We start from the raw sequence: 18,437 nt of genomic DNA, 5'->3' as shown, positions 1-18,437 counted from the left end.
ACCAGGACGCGATTCTTGGGCATGTCGCCTCGCGGGGAGATCGCACATCCCCGTGCCGCAGAATAAAGCGCTCGATTGTTCGGCTGTCAACCCATCCCTGTGCTGGAACGATCGGGGACCGCCGCGGTCGCCATTGGGGTCGACCCGCCTCAGATCAGCAGGGGCAGCTGGGCTTCCACTGCGATGTCTTGCTGCTGCAAGGATGACAGCGAGACGCCGAGGAGCCGCACCGGCTTGGCCAGGGGCATCTCGCTCTGAAGGAGCGCGACGGACAAGCGTGCCAGATCCTCCCGGCTCGCGACCAGGTTGGCGACGGACCTGCTGCGTGTGATGATTTCGAAGTCCGCGAACTTGACTTTCAGCGTGACCGTCCGGCCCCTGTTGCCGCTGGTTTCGCAATGCTGCCAGACCTTGTCGATCAGCGGCTGCAGCTCCGCCAGCATCGGCTCGAAGTCGGTCAGGTCGGTCGAGAAGGTGTTTTCGGCGCCGACTGATTTGCGGATGCGATTGGCTCGGACCGGGCGATTGTCGATGCCGCGCGAGATCCAGTAGTAGTGGTGGCCGGCCTTGCCGAAGTGCTGCTGGAGGAAGGGCAGGGTCTGGTTGCGGATGTCGAGCCCGGTATGAATTCCGAGCGCGTTGAATTTCGCTGCGGTCGCCGGGCCGATGCCATGAAACCTGCCGACCGGCAGCCCCTCCACAAAGGCCGGACCCATCTCCGGCGAAATGACGTATTGCCCATTGGGCTTGCGATGGTCCGAGGCCAGCTTGGCGAGGAACTTGTTGTAGGAGATTCCCGCGGAGGCATTGAGTCCGGTCTCGGCCTTGATCTTGGCCCGGATCTGCAAGGCGATGTCGCGTGCCAGCTGGATGCCTTGCAGATTCTCGGTGACGTCCAGATAGGCCTCGTCCAGCGACAGAGGTTCGATGATCGGCGTGTGCTCGGCGAAGATGGCGCGGATCTGCTGGCTGATGGCCTTGTAGACCTCGAAGCGCGGCTTGACGAAGATCAGGTGCGGGCACTGGCGCTTTGCCGTCACCGACGGCATGGCCGAGCGCACGCCGAACGCCCGAGCCTCGTAGCTTGCGGCTGCCACCACGCCGCGCTCGCGCGATCCCCCGACGGCCACGGGCTTGCCGCGCAGCTCGGGATTGTCCCGCTGCTCGACCGACGCGTAGAATGCATCCATGTCGATGTGGATGATCTTGCGAATGGCCGTCGGCGCGCCATCCTGTTCCGGGCCGGAGCTTGGCATGGCCAAGCTCTATCAGAGCGCGGCGATGAAGTCTGCACAGCCAAGTGCTGGCTGCCAACAACGTCCCTTACAAAGACGTTGCGACGTCGGTCTCCCTCAGCCTTCAATCGGCGACGACGGAAGCACGCTCATGAGAAGGGATCGCCGACCGTGATCGAGACGAAGCAACGCAGTCGGGACCTGCCGTCAAAGCCGCTCACGACGTTGCGACCATGGGCCTGAAGCAGCTGCGATGTTCGAGCTCACTTTCCTGGGGACCTCGGCGAGCGTTCCGTCGGCGGACCGCAATCATCCCGGCCTTCTCGTTCGAGCAGGCCGGCATCGCATTCTCGTCGATTGCGGCGAGGGGACCCAGCGTCAGCTGCTCCGCAGTGGGGCAGGCTTTCGCCGGCTCGATCGGATCCTGCTCACCCACGGCCATTTCGACCATGTCCTCGGCATTCCCGGGCTGTTTTCCACCCTGCGGCTGCGCAGGAGCGCTGACATCATGCGCGTCCACGGCGGCCCCGATGCGCTCGATGTGGTGGTCCGAATGCTCGCAGGGCTGTGGGGCGAGGGCCGCGCGCCGATCTCGCTTGAGCTCGTTCCGCTCAGGCGCGGGGAGGTTCTCGACGCCGGCGAGTTTATGATCAACTGCTTTCCCGTCCGGCACCGCGACACCGACAGCTTCGGCTTCGCATTTGTGAGTCGAGCGCGCCGCCATCTGAAGCCAGATCGTCTGGCAGCGCTCGCGGTGCCTGATGGGCCCGTGCGGAAGGCATTGGCGGAGGGCCGGCCGGTCACGCTGGAGGACGGCCGAACCATCGATCCCGAGGATGTTCTGGGGCCTCCGCAGGGGGCGAAGAAGCTCGTCATCGCCGGCGATGCGGAAACGACCGAGGGTCTGCACGAGCACGTCCGCGACGCGGACATGCTCGTGATCGAGGCGACCTTCCTCCGGCGCGATTCGGCCATGGCTCGCGACTACGGCCACCTGACGGCCGCGGAGGCCGCCGGGCTGGCGGCGTCCAGCAACGTCAGGCAGCTCGTCCTGAACCACATCTCCGGCCGCTATCCCGACGAGGAGATCCTCGCCGAGGCGCGGGAGATCTTTCCTGACAGCCGTGTCGCGATCGATTTCGACCAGCTGGTGGTCTAGCGGCTCGCTTCGGGCACGTCTGCTACGTCGCCCCTGAGCCGCTCTGCAAACGGCTCTGGGCGAACGTGATGTACCAGTCGAGGCAACCGGGATTGGCCATCGCATCGCGGTTGATGACCTTGTCGAGCGGCTGCCCGAGCAGGAGCTTCTTGATCGGGAGCTCCTGCTTCTTGCCGGACAGCGTGCGCGGAATCTCGGCAACCGCGAAGATGTCGTCAGGCACGAAGCGTCGCGACAGGCTGGCTTCCACTGCCATGTTGATCTTCCGCTTCATCGCCGCATCGAGCGCGACGCCGTCGCGCAGCACCACGAACAGCGGCATGTAGCTGTCTCGGCCGAGATATTCGAGATCGACGACCAGCGAATCCAGGATCTCCGGCAGCGCTTCGATGGCCGAGTACAATTCGCTCGTCCCCATGCGCAGCCCGTGGCGATTGATGGTCGCGTCGCTGCGGCCATAGATCACGCAGGAGCCGTCCGGATCGACCTTGAGCCAGTCGCCGTGCCGCCAGACCGGCCCGCCCTCGCGCGTCTCGAAGGCGTCGAAATAGCTCGCGAGATAGCGGACATTCCCCGCGTCGTTCCAGAACCGCAGCGGCATCGACGGCATCGGCGCGGTGCAGACGAGCTCTCCGACCTCGCCGATGACAGGCTTGCCCTGGTCGTTGAAGGCCTCGACCGCTGCTCCGAGCACGCGGCACTGCATCGTTCCGGGCACCTGCGGCAATTCGCGGTTGCCGCCGATGAAGGCGCCGGCGAAATCGGTGCCGCCCGAGATGTTGGCCCACCACATTTGCGCCTGCGCCCGGCTGCCATTGACCTGCGACAGCGCCGCGAACCGCTGATCGAACCAGGCCTGCGTGTCGGCGCTGAGCGGCGAGCCGGTGGACCCGAGGCAACGCAGACGGGATAGATCGCCCGCGTCGGTCAGGTTGATCTCCGCCTTGACGCAGTTCGCGAAGAACGCCGCGCCCGCACCGAAGAAGGTGGATTTCGAATTCGCCACGAATCGCCACAGCGTGGTCCAGTCCGGACGATCCTTCGGCCCGGCGGGGCTGCCGTCGAAGACGCAGCACGTGGTCCCGTTCAGGAGCGCGCCGACCTGGTTGTTCCACATGATCCAGCCGGTCGAGCTGTACCAGTGATAGCGCTCGCCGAACGAATTGGGCTGATAGGAGCAGCCGATGTCGTTGTGCAGCCCGAGCAGGGCCAGCGTGACGATGATGATGCCGCCGTGACCATGCACGATCGGCTTCGGCAGCCCGGTGGTGCCGCTCGAGTAGACGATCCAGAGCGGATGATCGAACGGAAGCCATTCCGGCTCGAAGGCATCGACGCCAGGGCTCGTTCTTGCCAGAACGTCCGAGAGACGAACCCCGCCGCTCACCGGCGCGCCGGCATCGTCACTGTGCAGGATGACGTGGCCGAGTGTCGGCAACGACCGGCGCAGCTCCTCGATGACACCGCGGCGATCGTGCCGGCGGCCGGCATAGGTGACCGCATCGCAGGCGATCAGCACCTTGGGTTCGATCTGCTTGAACCGGTCGATCACGGCGGGCGCGGCCATGTCGGGGGCGCAAACGCTCCAGATCGCGCCAATGCTCGCCGAAGCGAGAAACGCGATGATGGCTTCGGGTATATTGGGCAGATAGGCGGCGACCCGGTCGCCGGGCGCTATGCCTTGCTCGCGCAGATGCAGCGCCAGGGCGGCTGCCTTTCGCCGGAGCTCGGGCCAGGTCGTCTCCGTGAGCCTGCCGTCCTCGTGACTGCTGATGATCGCAGGCAGGGCCGCAGCATCGGCGGCTTCGACGTGACGAAAGACTTGCTGGGCGTAGTTGACCGAAGCGCCCGGAAACCAGACCGCTCCCGGCATCGTGCGCTTGCCCAGGACGGTCGAAAACGCGGTCGGCGACTGCAGGTCATAATAGTCCCAGATGCTGCGCCAGAATCCGTCGAGGTCGCGGATGGACCATTGCCGCATCTCCTCGAAGTTCTCGAAGTGGAGGCCGCGATTGTCCCTCAGCCATTGCCGATAGAGAGCCATTTGCGGGACGTAGGGAGCTATCATCATTCGTTCCGGCTTGTTTGCATGGTACGGCCAGGAGACGCCAAGAGGCGCTCATTTCGACTTCTGCTTCCGCCGCTTGTAGAGCGCGTTGAAGCCCCCGGCCATGAAGGTCACGAACCGCTCGCGGACGGCGGCGAAATCGTCGGACTTGCACAGGCCGCCGGACAGGCGGTCGATCCGGCCGGTCCGTGACAGGATCAGCGAGTAGGCGCCGGAGGTGAACTGGAAGCTCCAGAACAGGTCCTCAGGCGTGGCGTCGGGCAACGCCTTCTGCAGCAGCCCGATGAGACGCAGCACCATGGGATCGAGATAGGTGTCCATCATCTCCACGCCATAGCCCGGCGCGTTGGCGACCTGCGCGAAGATGCGGCCGAAGTGTCGCCAGTTGTCCTCTTCGTTGACGTAGACGTCGAACGCGCCGTCATAATAGGCACGCAGCGCGCCTTCAACGGTCGGACGATCTCCGACCTTGGCCTCGTAGGCATCCAGCCCGGCCGTGCGCACCGTGACAGCGTATTCCATGCGGCGCTCGAACACGGCATCGAACAACGCCCTCTTGCCCTCGAAGTAGTAATGGATCAGCGCGGGATGGATGCCCATCCTGTCGGCCACATCCTTGATCGTCACGCCGAAATAGCCGAGCTGCGCGAACAGCTCCTCGCTGGTGTCGAGGATCAGCTTCACCGTCGTCGCGCGCTGTTCCGCGCGCGTGCGGCGTCCCTCGGATTTCGGCTGTGCTGGCATGCTCTCCGTGGTCCCTGATCGGCGCAGACAGGAACGGCGCCGTTGGTGTTTGACGATGAGGGGGTGGGCGCGCCCGGTCAAGCAGGACTTCGGGCTTCCAACATTTTCATTTAGCGCTAAATGAATGAACTTGACCGGTGGCCGGCCGGACGGTAGGTCTCGGAGACCTGATGGAGAACGGTCGACGATCGGGCGGCGGGCAACGCGCTGCCAGTCTCGTCGTGCGCGGACATCATCAAAGACAATCGGCTGGCCATGGATCAGCCGCTCACGGGAGGACACATGACACGGATCAAGTCGACGGGGGCTGCCCTGCTGATGCTCGGCGTGGCCCTTTCCGCCCCGGCGTTCGCGCAGAAGAAATACGACGTCGGCGCCACCGACACCGAGATCAAGATCGGCCAGACCAACCCGCTCAGCGGGCCGGCTTCCGCTTTCGGAGCCATCGGCAAGGCGGAAGCGGCCTATATCCGCATGATCAACGAGCAGGGCGGCGTCAACGGGCGCAAGATCAACCTTATCCAGTATGACGACGCCTACAGCCCGCCGAAGACCGTCGAGCAGGTGCGCAAGCTGGTCGAAAGCGACGAGGTGCTGACCACGTTCCAGATCATCGGCACGCCGCCGAACGCCGCGGTCCAGAAATATCTGAACGGCAAGGGCGTTCCGCAGCTTCTAGCGGGAAGCGGAGCGTCCCGCTTCACCGATCCCAAGAACTTTCCGTGGACGATCTCCGCCAACCCGAACTACCAGTCGGAAGCGCACATCTACGCCAGATACATTCTGGAGAACCACCCGAACGCGAAGATCGGCATCCTGTATCAGAACGACGACCTCGGCAAAGACTACGTCAAGGGGCTGAAGGACGGGCTCGGCGCCAAGGCCGGCATGATCGTGAAAGAGATGTCCTACGAGCTGTCCGATCCGACGATCGATTCCCAGCTGGTGACGCTCAAGGCCTCAGGTGCCGATCTGTTCTACAACATGTCGACGCCGAAATTCGCGGCGCAATCGATCAGGAAGGCCGCCGAGCTTGGCTGGAAGCCCGTCCACATCCTGGAGGTCAACGCGACGGCGGTCGGTCAGGTGCTCGTGCCCGCAGGGCTCGAGAATGCCAAGGACATCATCTCGGTCGCCTACGGCAAGGACCCGCTCGATCCGCAATGGGCCGATGACGAGGGCATGAAGCGCTACAAGGCGTTCATGGCGAAATACGCGCCCGGCGAGGACGCCAACAGCGGCTTTGCGACCTATGGCTACTCGACGGCGGCCCTGCTCGTCCACATTCTCAGGCAATGCGGCGACGAGCTGACGCGCGCCAACATCATGAAGCAGGCGACCAACATCAAGGGCTTCGTTCCCGACCTCGGGCTGCCGGGAATGTCGGTGACGACAACCCCCGATGACTACCGCATCAGCAAGCAATTCCAGATGATGAAATTCGACGGTCAGCGCTGGATCATATCGGGTCCGATTCTGACCGACGACGTCAAGGCGGACTAATCCTCTCATCGGCCATGGCCTGACCGAGCGCCGCTTGCGCGCCAGGATACCCCGCTGTCTCTCCGTCACCCGCGCCGGCCGGCGCCGAAAACTGAACTCTGTCCGTCGGAGCGCCGCTGATGACCAGTGAAGCCGTCCGCCGCCGTCGGGGCTTCGATCCTGCGGCGCTTGCGGCGATCGGCCCGGCACTCGCCGAATTCGTCGATCGCGGCGAGCTCGCAGGCATCGTGTCTCTCACCTCGCGCGGCGGCGAGGTCGTTCACGCCGAGACGATCGGCTGGCGCGATGTCGAAACCAGGAGCCCGATGCGCCCGGATACGTTGTTCCGGATCGCGTCGATGACCAAGCCGATCACCTCGGTGGCGGCGATGATGCTGGTCGAGGAAGGCAGGATCGCCTTGGCCGATCCGATCTCCCGCTGGATTCCGGAGCTCGCCGATCTGCGGGTCCTGCGCGACGCCGCCGGCCCGCTCGACGAGACCGTGCCCGCCCGGCGCGCGATCACCATCGAGGATCTGCTCACGCACCGCTCGGGCATCGCCTACGCGTTCTTCTCGGAAGGCCCGTTGAAGGTCGCCTATGAGCGCACGCTCGGTGATCCCGCGATGAACCGGTCGACGCCCGACGAATGGCTCGCGGCGCTCGGCACGCTGCCGCTGGCGTATCAGCCCGGCGACTGCTTCCACTACGGTCATTCGACCGACGTGCTCGGCTTCCTGATCGGCCGGGTCGCGGGCAGGCCGCTTCGGCAGGTGCTACAGGAGCGCATCTTCGCGCCGCTCGGCATGGTCGACAGCGATTTCTGGTTGCCGCACGCCAAGCGAGATCGTCTGGCGAGCCTGTACGGACATGACGAGACGGCGGGGCGGCTCGCGAAGGTCGAGCCGGTCATGTATGACGAGCCGCCGTCCTATACGCCGGGCGGCGGCGGGCTGATCTCGTCCGCGCCCGATTATCATCGGTTCGCGCGCATGCTGCTCGGAGGCGGCGAGCTGGACGGCGTCAGGCTGTTGCGGCCCGAAACCGTCAACCTGATGCGCACCAACCGGCTGATTGACGCGCAGCGCCAGATTCCCTTCGCCGGCATGCCGCTGTGGCAGACCTGCGGATTTGGGCTCGGGCTTGCGATCGTCGAGGATGCCGCCGGCAATCCCTATGCCTGTGGCGCACCGGGCACGATCACCTGGCCGGGCATCTTCGGCACTTGGTGGCAGGCCGATCCCGTCAATGACCTGATCATGATCTATCTGATTCAGCATCACGTGCCGGTCTCGGCGGGAACAGGGGCCACGATTGCCACTGGGCGCGGTGCTGCCGGCCGCCGTGCTCTTCCTGTCTATCAGCGTGGAACCTACGCCGCGCTGTCCCAGCTTGCGGAACAAGCGACATGACCGGGGCAGCGCTTGTCACCCCCCGGGTGCCGGGCGGGTTCGTCCAAGATGTGGACGCCAACATTCCGCCGAATGAAACGTCCGATCGGCGGCGGGCGGCCTGTCCTCCACATTGCCGGAGCTGCAACTGGCGTTCACGTCATGCCGAGCTTGTCATCCGGCCGTTATTCTGCTCAGTGCTTCTTCAAATTGCGCGATCATGCGTATCGATCGACTGAAGTCGACAGCCAGCGAGGAAACAAGACTATGCGCAAGTTAACTTTAGCCATTGCCCTGATCGTCCCTATGCTCGGTCATGCCGCGCAGGCCGAAGACACCGTCAAGATCGGCTATATCGATCCGCTGTCCGGCGGCGGCGCCAGCATCGGCGAGGGTGGCCTGAAGACGTTCCAATACCTGGCCGACGAGCTCAACGCCAAGGGCGGCATTCTCGGCCACAAGGTCGAGATCGTGCCGTTCGACAATAAGACCAATCCGCAAGAGAGCCTGATCCAGGCCCAGAAGGCGATCGACGCCGGCGTCCGCTACATCACGCAAGGCAACGGATCATCCGTCGGGCTCGCGCTGGAGGATTTCGTCAACAAGCACAACACGCGCAACCCCGGCAAGGAAGTGCTGTACTTCAACTATGCCGCCGTCGATCCGAGCATGACCAACGAGAAATGCAGCTACTGGCATTTCCGCTGGGACGCCAGCTCGGACATCAAGATGGAGGCGCTCACCAACTACATGAAGGACATCTCTTCCATCAAGAAGGTGTATCTGATCAATCAGGACTATTCGTTCGGCCAGTCGGTCCGCAGCGATGCGCGCAAGATGCTGGCGGCGAAGCGACCCGATGTCCAGATCGTCGGCGACGAGCTGCATCCGCTGCTGAAGATCACGGACTTCTCGCCCTACATTGCCAAGATCAAGGCGTCCGGTGCCGACAGCGTCATCACCGGCAATTGGGGCCAGGACATCGCGCTGCTGCTCAAGGCCGCCGCGGATGCCGGCCTGAAGGTCAACTGGTACACTTATTATGCGGGCGGCGCCGGCGGCCCGACCGCCATCAAGCAGACGGGCCTGGATCATCAGGTCTTCCAGCTGACGGAAGGCTTCGCCAATTCGGGCCATCAGGCTGCGATGGACTACGAGAAGGCGTTCCGCGCCAAGGTCAACATGTCGCTGTGGTATCCGCGGGCGGTCAACGAGATGCGCATGTTCAAGGCGGCGGCCGAGAAGGCCAACTCCATCGATCCGGTGAAGGTCGCGGCCGCGCTCGAGGACCTCAAGCTCGAGGTGCTGGATGGCGGCACCGGCTTCATGCGCAAGGATGATCACCAGTTCTTGCAGCCGATCTACGTCTCGTCCTTCGGCAAGCTCGCGGCGAACGAGACGTTCGACGAGGAGAACACCGGCTGGGGATGGCACCTGGTCTCCAGGGTCGATACGCCCCAGGCCATGGTGTCGACGACGTGCAAGATGGCGCGGCCGTAACGATCCGCGCCGGCTTCCCGCACGAGGTCAGCGTGCGGGAAGTGGCGCCGGCCGTGCGTCGGTCCGTCAGAGAATGAGCGGCAGGGCATTGAAGCCCGGGACATTCGCGAGTGCGCCGTGCTTGAACTCATCGTCATTTCGACCCTCAACGGCGTGCTGTTCGGCATGCTGCTGTTCCTGCTGTCGAGCGGGCTGACCGTCATCTTCAGCATGATGGGGGTGCTCAATTTTGCTCACGCCAGCTTCTACATGCTCGGCGCCTTCTTCGGCTTCCAGCTCACGAAATGGGTCGGCTTCTGGCCGGCCCTGCTGCTGGCGCCGCTCCTCGTCGGGGCCATCGGCATGGCTGTCGAGCGCTACGGTCTGCGCAACACGCACAAGCATGGCCACGTCGCAGAGCTGCTGCTGACCTTCGGCCTCGCATTCGCCATCGAGGAGATCGTCTCGATGATCTGGGGCAGGACCCCGCTCGACTATCGCGTGCCGGCGCTGCTGGACTTTCCCGCGTTCACGATCTTCTCGACCAACTATCCGGCCTACAAGCTGTTCATGCTGGCGGTGTCGGTGACGATCTTCGTGGCGCTGCTGATCGTGCTCAAGCGCACCAGGGTCGGCCTGATCGTTCAGGCGGCGCTGACCCACCCCCACATGGTGGGCCATCTCGGCCACAATGTCGGACGCGTGTTCATGGTGGTGTTCGGGGTCGGCAGCGCGCTCGCCGGTCTCGCCGGCGTCATCGCCGGTCCCGCTCTGGTGACGCAATCCGACATGGCCGCGGCGCTCGGGCCGATCCTGTTCGTGGTGATCGTGTTCGGCGGCCTGGGCTCGCTGCCGGGCGCCTTCATCGCTTCGCTGGTGATCGGCCTGGTGCAGACCTTCGCCGTCGCGCTGAACGGCTCGCTGGCGAGCGCCTTCGGCCCGCTCGATCCGTCCGCCGGGCCATCGGTGCTCACTGACATCTGGAACGTGACGATCGCGCAGGTCGCGCCGATCGTTCCCTACCTGCTGCTGGTGCTCGTCCTGATCGTGCGCCCCGTGGGCCTGATGGGGACTCGCGAATCATGACCGCAGCAGTGACCTCCGCGTCTCGTCTCGCGGCAAAGCCCGCCGGATCCCGTCTCCGCTTCTATGCCGTCTGGGTGATCGGCATGGCGGCGCTGATCGTGCTGCCGCTGCTCTTCAATTCGGGCGGATCGCTGACCTCGTTCAGCCTCATCGGGATCGCGATCGTCTTCGCGCTCTCCTACAACATCCTCCTCGGTCAGACCGGATTGCTGTCGTTCGGTCACGCGGTTCACTACGGCCTGGGCGGCTTCGCGGCCTGTCACATGATGAATGCGGTGGTGGCGCATGGCTGGCCGATTCCGCTGCCCTTCATTCCGCTGTTCGGCGGGCTGGGCGGCCTCGCCTTCGCGATCATCCTCGGCTGGGTCATGACCAAGCGCGCCGGCACGGTGTTTGCGATGATCTCGCTCGGCATCGGCGAGCTCGTGGCGTCGTCGTCGCTGATCCTGCGCTCGGTGTTTGGCGGCGAAGCCGGCATCACCACGGACCGCACCGCTCTGCCGCGCATGTTTGGCTGGACCTTCGGGCCGCAGCTGCAGGTCTATTACCTGATCGCGTTCTGGCTGGTGCTGTCGGCAATCGCGATGTATGCGCTGACCCGGACGCCCCTGGGGCGGATCAGCAATGCGGTGCGCGACAATCCCGAACGGGTCCAGTTCATCGGCTACGACCCGCACGTCGTCCGCTATCTCGCCTATTGTTTTGCCGGATTCTTCGCCGGCGTCGCGGGCGGCCTCGCGGCGATCAGCTTCGAGATCGCGAATTCCGCCTATCTCGGTGCAATCCAGTCGGGCCTGGTGCTGTTCGCGACCTTCATCGGCGGGACGGCCTACTTCTTCGGTCCGATCCTCGGCGCGATCCTGGTGACCTATCTCCAGCTCGGGCTGACGAGCCTCACCAGCGTATGGCAGCTCTATTTTGGCATCATCTTCATCGGCATCGTCATGTTCTCACCCGGTGGCATTGCCGGTCTGCTGATGATGCACCGGCCGCTGGTCCGTGCCGGAACGCTCGGAATGGTGATCCCGTCCTATCTCGTTGCGGTCGTGCCGACCGCGGCGCTCGCCTACGGCGTCATCCTGACCATCGAGACGGTCGCGCGCTATTCGGGTGGTGACGCCATCAACCTGTTCGGCGTGGCCTTCAATCCGCAATCGCCGGCGACATGGGGCGTCGCCGCGATTCTGGTGGTCGCCGGCTTCTTTGTTGCGCGGTCGACGTGGCAGCGGATCGCCGGAGCCTGGGACAGGGCCGCCACCGTGGCGCGTGATCGGGGGTATCTGGCATGACCGCAGCGATCGAAGTTCGCGCCGTCGAAAAGCGCTTCGGCAATGTCGGCGTCATCCGCGACCTCAATCTCAGCGTCACCAAGGGCGAGCGCCACGCCATCATCGGCCCGAACGGCGCCGGCAAGTCCACGACGTTCAACCTGATCAGCGGACACATCAGGCCGACCTCCGGCGAGGTGAGGCTGAACGGCACGCTCATCTCCGGCCTGCGGCCGTTCGAGATCAATCGGCGCGGCTTGTCGCGCTCGTTCCAGGTCACCAACGTGTTCGCTCGCATGACCGTGTGGGAGAACGTCCGATGCGCCGTGCTGTGGGCGACCGGACATCGCTACGCGTTCTGGAAGAACGTCGACAGCCTGCCGGAGGTGCGCGAGCGAACCGCCCAGATCCTCGATGACATCCATCTCACGCATCGGCGTGACATTCCCGCGGGGTTGTTGACCTATGCCGAGCAGCGCGAGCTGGAGATCGGCGTCACCATCGCGAGCGGCGCGACGGTGGTCATGCTCGACGAGCCGACCGCCGGGATGAGCCACGCGGAGACCGAGCGCGCCGTCTCGTTGATCCGGCGGCTCACCGAGGGGCGGACGCTGGTGATCGTCGAGCACGACATGAGCGTGGTATTCGGTCTCGCCGATCGCATCTCGGTGCTGGTCTATGGCCACATCATCGCGTCGGGCACGCCGGAGGAGATCCGTCGCGACCCGAAGGTGAGGGAAGCCTATCTCGGCGAGGAGGCCCACTGATGCTCGAGGTCAGGAACCTCCACGCCTACTACGGCAAGAGCCATATTCTGCAGGGCGTCGACCTCGACGTCGCCGCCGGCGAAGTGGTGAGCCTGCTCGGCCGCAACGGCGTCGGCCGCTCGACCACCGTGAAGGCGATCATGGGCGAGGTCAGTCCGCAGGGGACGATCCGCTTCAAGGGCCGGGACATTGCCGGCTTGCCGAGCTACAAGATCGCGCGCCTTGGGCTCGGCTATGTGCCCGAACACCGTGACATCTTCCCGAGCCTCACCGTTCGGCAAAACCTCGTGCTCGGCATCAAGGACACGCGGCGGCCGGGGAAGTGGCGCCTTCAGGACATGCTCGACATGTTTCCCAATCTCGCCGCGCGCGCCGATACGCCTGCGGGTGTGCTGTCGGGCGGCGAGAAGCAGATGCTGACCACCTGCCGCACGCTGATGGGCGACCCTGACCTGATCATGATCGACGAGCCCACCGAAGGTCTGGCGCCGCTGATCGTGCAGCAGGTCGGCGATCTGATTGCCCGGATCGCAGCGGCGGGCGTCGCGATCCTGCTCGTCGAGCAGAAGCTCTCGATCGCGATGCGCATTTCGAAACGCGTCTATGTCATGGGCCACGGCCGCGTCGTGTTCGAAGGGACACCGGATCAGCTCAAGGCCAACACCGCGGTCCGGCAGGAGTGGCTCGAAGTATGAGAGGAGCCGCCGGCACGTTTTCGCCGATGCAGCTCCGGCGGATGTGCCACAGACACCCGCCTTGTCCAAATCCTTCAGGTCTGAGGCAATGGATGTCGCAGCATGCGGCGCGGAAACGTGGCGTGGCGTTCGCGTAGCCTCAGGGCAACACGGCGCGCGATGCAGATCGACGCCGTCGCGATCGCGATGCCGGCGATCATGTCGACGAGGAAATGTCCGCCGCCGATTGGGGTCGAGAGCAGCATCGCGCCGTGGATCAGGACATTGAACGGTCGCAACCAGCGCAATGACCACAATGCCCAGCCGTCGAGGACCGCGGCTGCCGCGTGAAAGCTCGGAAAGGTCACGATCCCCGCGAGATGGCTGGTATCCAACAGGCGCAGCGTCCCATCGCGAACCAGGGGCACCTCGCGCGCCGTGTCGAAATAGGCCTGCGGGATGAGGTTTGCGTAGGCGGACGGCGGCAGCTCCAACGCGTGATACACGCCGAGTGCAGGGACAAACAAGGTGATGATGCAGGTCAGCGCCAGCGTCAGGCTGATCGCGAGGTTGAACTCCGCGAACCGGCGATAGTGGCCCAGCAAGGGAAGGGCCACGACGATGATGCAGATCGTCCAGGAAATGGATCGATAGCCGAACGCGAGGCTCAGGACGGCCCAGGGGCGGTCATTGACGAACGACAAGTAGTCGCGAAAGTCGAAGCCAAGGGCGCGATCGAGGGCGAGCAGGTTGGCGTCCTGAAGCGGCAGGTTGGCGGCCGTCGCAATGTAGGACAGTGATGCCAGCACGGTGGATGCCAGTGTGGTCTGGGCCATTCCCGTCAGGAATGAGAACATCCAGGGTTTGGCACGCCGCGCCGACCGTGCGTTGGCGTAGCCGATGACACCATAGATGGCCGATGTCGATAGCACGATGATGTAGCCGACGGGTTCGATGCGAAAATCCGTGAAGATCAGGCACAGTCCGAACAGCACCCAAAGAGCTGTCATGACAGCCCAGTTGAACCGGAACACGGCCCAGGCCGTCGCGGCATCCTCGCTGTCATGCGCCCGTTGCAAGACGCTCTTTGTCCAGGGGAGCCAGCGGCGGCTGAGATCAGGCAATAGACCACCGGCTGCGGTGTCCGACATTGTCGTCCGCTCTCACATTTCAAATGGATTTCGATTTGTTTCCCGTCGGTGTCTTGTTACGGCCGGTCGGGCCAATAAATCAACCTCGGCGGGTAAAATACGCAGATACCGTGCAACGATGCTTAATCAAGCGTAGCCTGGAACCCTGTTTCGGTTGTGCCGGACAGGAAAGCACATTCGGCGATGAGGCCGCCTTCGCGCCCATAGAAAGCGGGTGAATCGGTGAGAAGAGACCGAGAGCGAATCCGAGGCAGCTTTGGTTTGAAGGGCTTCGCCAGTCGTTGCGGGCGAGCTACTTGTGGTGGTGCTGTGGGGTCAGCGGCCGATCGCTCGCGGGCTTGCGCGAGAGGTGGTCGCCGTCAGCAAAGTCCGTCGCGACGTCGCATGCATCACAGCTTCTGGCGGCCGTAGATCAGGAGCATCAGGATGATCACCGCGCCGTAGATCAGTTGGCGACCGGCCTCGCTGATCTGCATCACCGACAGAATGGATTGCAGCAGGGTGATCAGCACGACGCCGGCGACGGTGCCGAGATAGCTGCCGCGGCCGCCGAGGATGTGCGTGCCGCCGAGCACGACGGCCGCGATCGAGGGCAGCAGATAAGCGTCGCCCATCGACTGCGCCGCCTTCGAGGCGTAGCCCGCGAGCAGAACGCCGCCGCAGGCGGAGAGGGCGCCGGACAGCGCGAACGCCAGCATGGTGATGCGGCGTGTATCGATCCCTGAGAGATAGGCCGCGCGCTCGCGATTGCCGATGGCATAGATGGCGCGGCCGAACGTGGTCCGCGACAGCAGCCAGATCGCGGCGCCGCCGATGATCGCCCACACCAGCACCGCGTTGGGAAGGCCGGGCACGATATTGCCGGTGGCGAGATAGCGCATCGCCTTGGAGGCGGAATCCTGCGGCGCGAAGCCTCCGGTGTAGGCGACCATCAGCCCTTGCGCGACCGCGTTGGTCGCCAGGGTGATGATCATCGAGGGAATGCGCAGATAGGCGACGCCGATGCCGTTCAGGAGACCGATGGCGGCTCCGCAGAGAATGCCGCAGGGAATCGCGATGATGGCGCCGGTCGTGCCATGGGCGGCCGCCGCGCAGGCCATCATCGCGCCCGTCGTGACAACCCAGGGCACCGAGAGATCGATCTGGCCGAGCAGGATCACCAGCATCATGCCGGTGGCGATCACGCCCAGGAAGCTCGCGACCTTCAACTGCTGCAGCAGATAATCCGGCGACAGGAAGCTGCGCGAATAGAGGCTGCCCACCAGCAGCAGCAGCAGGATGCAGCCGAACGAGGCCGCCACCGCCGGATCGATCCGACGCAGCATGGCGATCCCGCGATGGGTCGGTCGTGGTGCCGTTGCGTCGCTCATCCGAACCACTCCAGCCGATTGCGCACCCGCACCAGACCGAACGCGCCGATCGAGACCGCGAGCATCAGCACGAGACCCTGGAACAGCGGCTGCCACAGCGGATCGAAATCGAACACGAACAGCAGATCGCCGATGGTGCGGAAGGCGAGCGCGCCGAAGATCGCCCCGATCGCGCTGCCGCGTCCGCCCATCAGCGATACGCCGCCGAGCACCACGGCCGCGATCGAGAACAGCGTGTAGGCATTGCCACTCGCATAGGCGGCTTCGCCCGTGTAGGAGAAGAACGTCAGGAACAGGCCGCCGATCGCCGACAATAGGCCAGCCAAGGTGTAGGCGACAAACTTGGCCGCGCGGATCGGCGCGCCGGACATGTAGGCTGCGACCTCGGAGGAGCCGGTCGCGAACGCGGCGCGGCCGACGACCGAGCGGCTATAGGGAACCCAGATCAGCAGCGCCGCCGCAGCCAGTGCCACGAGGCTCGTGGGCAGCACGCCGAACAATCTTCCCGTCAAGGCATCCGCCAGCGTCTCGTTGACGGATCCGCCGGGATTGGGCCGCAGGAACAGCGCGATGCCGTAGTACATCGCCCCGGTGGCGATCGTCGTCACGATCGGCTGCAGGCGCCCGAAGATCACGATCGCGCCGTTGATCATGCCGCAGACGATGCCGGTGCCGAGCACGCCGGCCACGCCGAGCGCGGTTTCGGTGGCGGTGCCGACCACGATCCAGGATGCAAGGCAGTTGGTCAGGGTCAGGATCATGCCGACGGACAGATCGATGCCGGCGGTGATCACCACGATCGCCTGCGCCATCGCGACAAAGGCCAGCAGCGTCGCCTTGTTGGCCGCGGTCTGCACCATGTTGGCGCTGAAGCCGGCCGGATGATTGGTCGCATAGAGCAGGAACATCGCGACGAAGATCCCGATCGCGAGCAGGGTGCCGCGCTGTTCGGAGAGCCAGTACCGCCACTCGGTCATGCCAGACTCGCTTCCGCTCGCTCGCCTTCGTCGACATTGAGCGCACTGCTGACCAGCGCGCGCTCGGTGATCTCGGCGCCCGCGAGCTCGCGCCTGATCGCGCCATCGTACATCACCAGCACGCGGTCGCAGCAGCCGATCAGCTCGTCATAGTCGGTCGAATAGAGCAGGATCGCGGCGCCCTCGTCGGCAAGCCGGCGCAGCAGCCGGTAGATCTCCTGCTTGGTGCCGACGTCGATGCCGCGCGTCGGATCGTTGAGCAGGATGATGCGCGGCTTGTTCATCAGCCATTTCGCGATCACCACCTTCTGCTGGTTGCCGCCGGAGAGTGCGCTGACGGCGAGGTCGGGGGAGGCGGTCTTGATCTCGATCAGGCGGATCATCTCCTCGATCAGCATCGATTGCCGCTGCCGGTCGATGATGCCGAATGTCGCGAACCGGTCGAAGGCGGCGGCCGAGAGATTGTCGCGCACCGACATCGGCAGCATCAGTCCTTCGGTCTTGCGGTCCTCCGGAATGAGGGCGAGGCCGATGCGCTCCGACTTGGCGGTGACGGGGCTGTCGATCGTCACCTTGTTGCCGTCGATCAGAATGTCGCCGCGACAGTCGCGCAGCACGCCGAACAGCGCCAGCAGCAGCTCGCGCTGGCCCTGGCCGTCGAGCCCGCCGAGACCGATGATCTCGCCGGCCTGCAGCGAGAACGAGATGTCCTTCAGCCGGTCGCCCCAACTGATGCTCCTGCATTGCAGCGCGGGCGGCCGCCCATCGGTCTTGCGCGGCGGCTTTTCCGGGAAGGCATGCTTGTACTCACGGCCGATCATCAGCTCGATCACTTCGGCATCCGTCTTGGTGCCGGCCCGGAAGGTCGAGATGCGGCGGCCGTTGCGGAACACGCTGCAATCGTCGGCGAGCTCCGCGATCTCGTGCATGCGATGGGAGATGTAGAGCAGCGCCAGCCCCTCGCTGCGCAGGCGCTTCAGCACCTTGAACACCTTGGTCACGTCGGATGCGGTCAGCGCCGAGGTTGCCTCGTCGAGGATCAGGATCTTCGGCTGCCGCGACAGGGCTTTCGCGATCTCGACCATCTGGCGGCGCGACAGCGGCAGGTCCTTCACCAGCGCGCGCGGGTGAATGTCGCTGGCGCCGGCGCGGTGCAGCGCCTCCTCGGCAAGTCGGCGCTGGGCGCGCCGGTCGATCATGCCGAACCGCGTCGGCGGATGCGAGATCATGATGTTGTCGGCGACCGACAGGTCGGGGATCAGCGACAGCTCCTGGAAGATGCAGACGACGCCGGCATCGTTCGCGGCGGAGGGACCGCTGAAGGCGACCGCGCGTCCTTCAAGCGTCATCCGGCCTTCGTCCGGCGCGACCACGCCGACCATCAGCTTGATCAGCGTCGACTTGCCGGCGCCGTTCTCGCCGAGAATGGCGTGGATGCGGCCGGGATGGACCTCCAGGTCCGCACCGTCGAGAGCGATCACGCCGCCGTAGCGCTTGGACAGTCCTTCGGCGCGAAACAGCGGCTCGGCCGCGATCATGCTTGCTCCCTCAGTCGTTTGGGCAATAGGGACGGGCTGGCCGCGAGA

The 18,437-nt window shown here is 64.8% G+C and carries 15 protein-coding genes; 8 read left to right on the top strand and 7 right to left on the bottom strand.

What is annotated here, in order from left to right; translation table 11 throughout:
- Window positions 1–149: 149 nt before the first annotated feature.
- Window positions 150–1,256, bottom strand: coding sequence for a DNA polymerase IV (gene dinB / locus ACQR03_RS19455; protein ID WP_434841439.1), 1,107 nt, complete (start codon window positions 1,254–1,256; stop codon window positions 150–152).
- A gap of 232 nt (window positions 1,257–1,488) precedes the next feature.
- Here dinB and ACQR03_RS19450 point away from each other — a divergent pair, with 232 nt between their 5' ends.
- The gene (locus ACQR03_RS19450) at window positions 1,489–2,394 is read left to right on the top strand and encodes a ribonuclease Z (protein ID WP_434841438.1); all 906 of its coding nucleotides are present in this window, start codon (window positions 1,489–1,491) and stop codon (window positions 2,392–2,394) included.
- A 22-nt stretch (window positions 2,395–2,416) separates the two neighbouring features.
- Here the strand turns inward: ACQR03_RS19450 and ACQR03_RS19445 are convergent, their stop codons facing one another.
- Complete coding sequence (locus ACQR03_RS19445) at window positions 2,417–4,462, bottom strand: acetoacetate--CoA ligase (RefSeq protein WP_316184310.1); 2,046 nt, start codon at window positions 4,460–4,462, stop codon at window positions 2,417–2,419.
- Window positions 4,463–4,513: 51 nt separating this feature from the next.
- Window positions 4,514–5,206 (bottom strand): TetR/AcrR family transcriptional regulator, encoded by a 693-nt coding sequence (locus ACQR03_RS19440; RefSeq protein WP_315713541.1) that lies wholly within the window; start codon window positions 5,204–5,206, stop codon window positions 4,514–4,516.
- 282 nt (window positions 5,207–5,488) lie between these two features.
- Here ACQR03_RS19440 and ACQR03_RS19435 point away from each other — a divergent pair, with 282 nt between their 5' ends.
- The 7 genes from ACQR03_RS19435 (at window position 5,489) to ACQR03_RS19405 (ending at window position 13,374) form a co-directional block, all read left to right on the top strand.
- Window positions 5,489–6,709, top strand: a complete 1,221-nt coding sequence (locus tag ACQR03_RS19435; protein WP_316184081.1) for an ABC transporter substrate-binding protein — start codon at window positions 5,489–5,491, stop codon at window positions 6,707–6,709.
- A 119-nt stretch (window positions 6,710–6,828) separates the two neighbouring features.
- Window positions 6,829–8,100, top strand: coding sequence for a serine hydrolase domain-containing protein (locus ACQR03_RS19430; RefSeq protein ID WP_434841437.1), 1,272 nt, complete (start codon window positions 6,829–6,831; stop codon window positions 8,098–8,100).
- Window positions 8,101–8,346: 246 nt separating this feature from the next.
- Window positions 8,347–9,579, top strand: a complete 1,233-nt coding sequence (locus tag ACQR03_RS19425; protein ID WP_315713538.1) for a branched-chain amino acid ABC transporter substrate-binding protein — start codon at window positions 8,347–8,349, stop codon at window positions 9,577–9,579.
- A gap of 117 nt (window positions 9,580–9,696) precedes the next feature.
- Window positions 9,697–10,644, top strand: coding sequence for a branched-chain amino acid ABC transporter permease (locus tag ACQR03_RS19420; protein ID WP_315713537.1), 948 nt, complete (start codon window positions 9,697–9,699; stop codon window positions 10,642–10,644).
- A complete protein-coding gene (locus ACQR03_RS19415) occupies window positions 10,641–11,933 on the top strand; it encodes a branched-chain amino acid ABC transporter permease (RefSeq protein WP_316201722.1) in 1,293 nt (430 codons plus the stop codon). The genes ACQR03_RS19420 and ACQR03_RS19415 overlap by 4 nt, the downstream gene beginning before the upstream one ends.
- On the top strand, window positions 11,930–12,679 hold the full coding sequence (locus ACQR03_RS19410) for an ABC transporter ATP-binding protein (protein WP_315752344.1): 750 nt from the start codon (window positions 11,930–11,932) through the stop codon (window positions 12,677–12,679). Before ACQR03_RS19415 ends, ACQR03_RS19410 begins: the two co-directional genes overlap by 4 nt.
- Window positions 12,679–13,374 carry an ABC transporter ATP-binding protein gene (locus ACQR03_RS19405; RefSeq protein WP_315713534.1) on the top strand — a complete coding sequence of 232 codons (696 nt, stop codon included), beginning with the start codon at window positions 12,679–12,681 and terminating at the stop codon, window positions 13,372–13,374. The genes ACQR03_RS19410 and ACQR03_RS19405 overlap by 1 nt, the downstream gene beginning before the upstream one ends.
- Window positions 13,375–13,448: 74 nt before the next feature.
- Here the strand turns inward: ACQR03_RS19405 and ACQR03_RS19400 are convergent, their stop codons facing one another.
- From ACQR03_RS19400 to ACQR03_RS19385, 4 genes are all read right to left on the bottom strand, one after another.
- On the bottom strand, window positions 13,449–14,432 hold the full coding sequence (locus tag ACQR03_RS19400) for a phosphatase PAP2 family protein (RefSeq protein WP_315752345.1): 984 nt from the start codon (window positions 14,430–14,432) through the stop codon (window positions 13,449–13,451).
- Window positions 14,433–14,893: 461 nt separating this feature from the next.
- On the bottom strand, window positions 14,894–15,874 hold the full coding sequence (locus ACQR03_RS19395) for an ABC transporter permease (protein WP_315713532.1): 981 nt from the start codon (window positions 15,872–15,874) through the stop codon (window positions 14,894–14,896).
- Window positions 15,871–16,851, bottom strand: a complete 981-nt coding sequence (locus tag ACQR03_RS19390; RefSeq protein ID WP_315752346.1) for an ABC transporter permease — start codon at window positions 16,849–16,851, stop codon at window positions 15,871–15,873. The genes ACQR03_RS19395 and ACQR03_RS19390 overlap by 4 nt, the downstream gene beginning before the upstream one ends.
- Window positions 16,848–18,389, bottom strand: coding sequence for a sugar ABC transporter ATP-binding protein (locus ACQR03_RS19385; protein ID WP_315752347.1), 1,542 nt, complete (start codon window positions 18,387–18,389; stop codon window positions 16,848–16,850). Before ACQR03_RS19385 ends, ACQR03_RS19390 begins: the two co-directional genes overlap by 4 nt.
- Window positions 18,390–18,437 lie beyond the last annotated feature (48 nt).

It is taken from the genome of Bradyrhizobium sp. HKCCYLS3070 (assembly GCF_051167575.1).
GTDB lineage: Bacteria > Pseudomonadota > Alphaproteobacteria > Rhizobiales > Xanthobacteraceae > Bradyrhizobium.
This window is presented reverse-complemented; position numbering and strand designations above follow the sequence as displayed.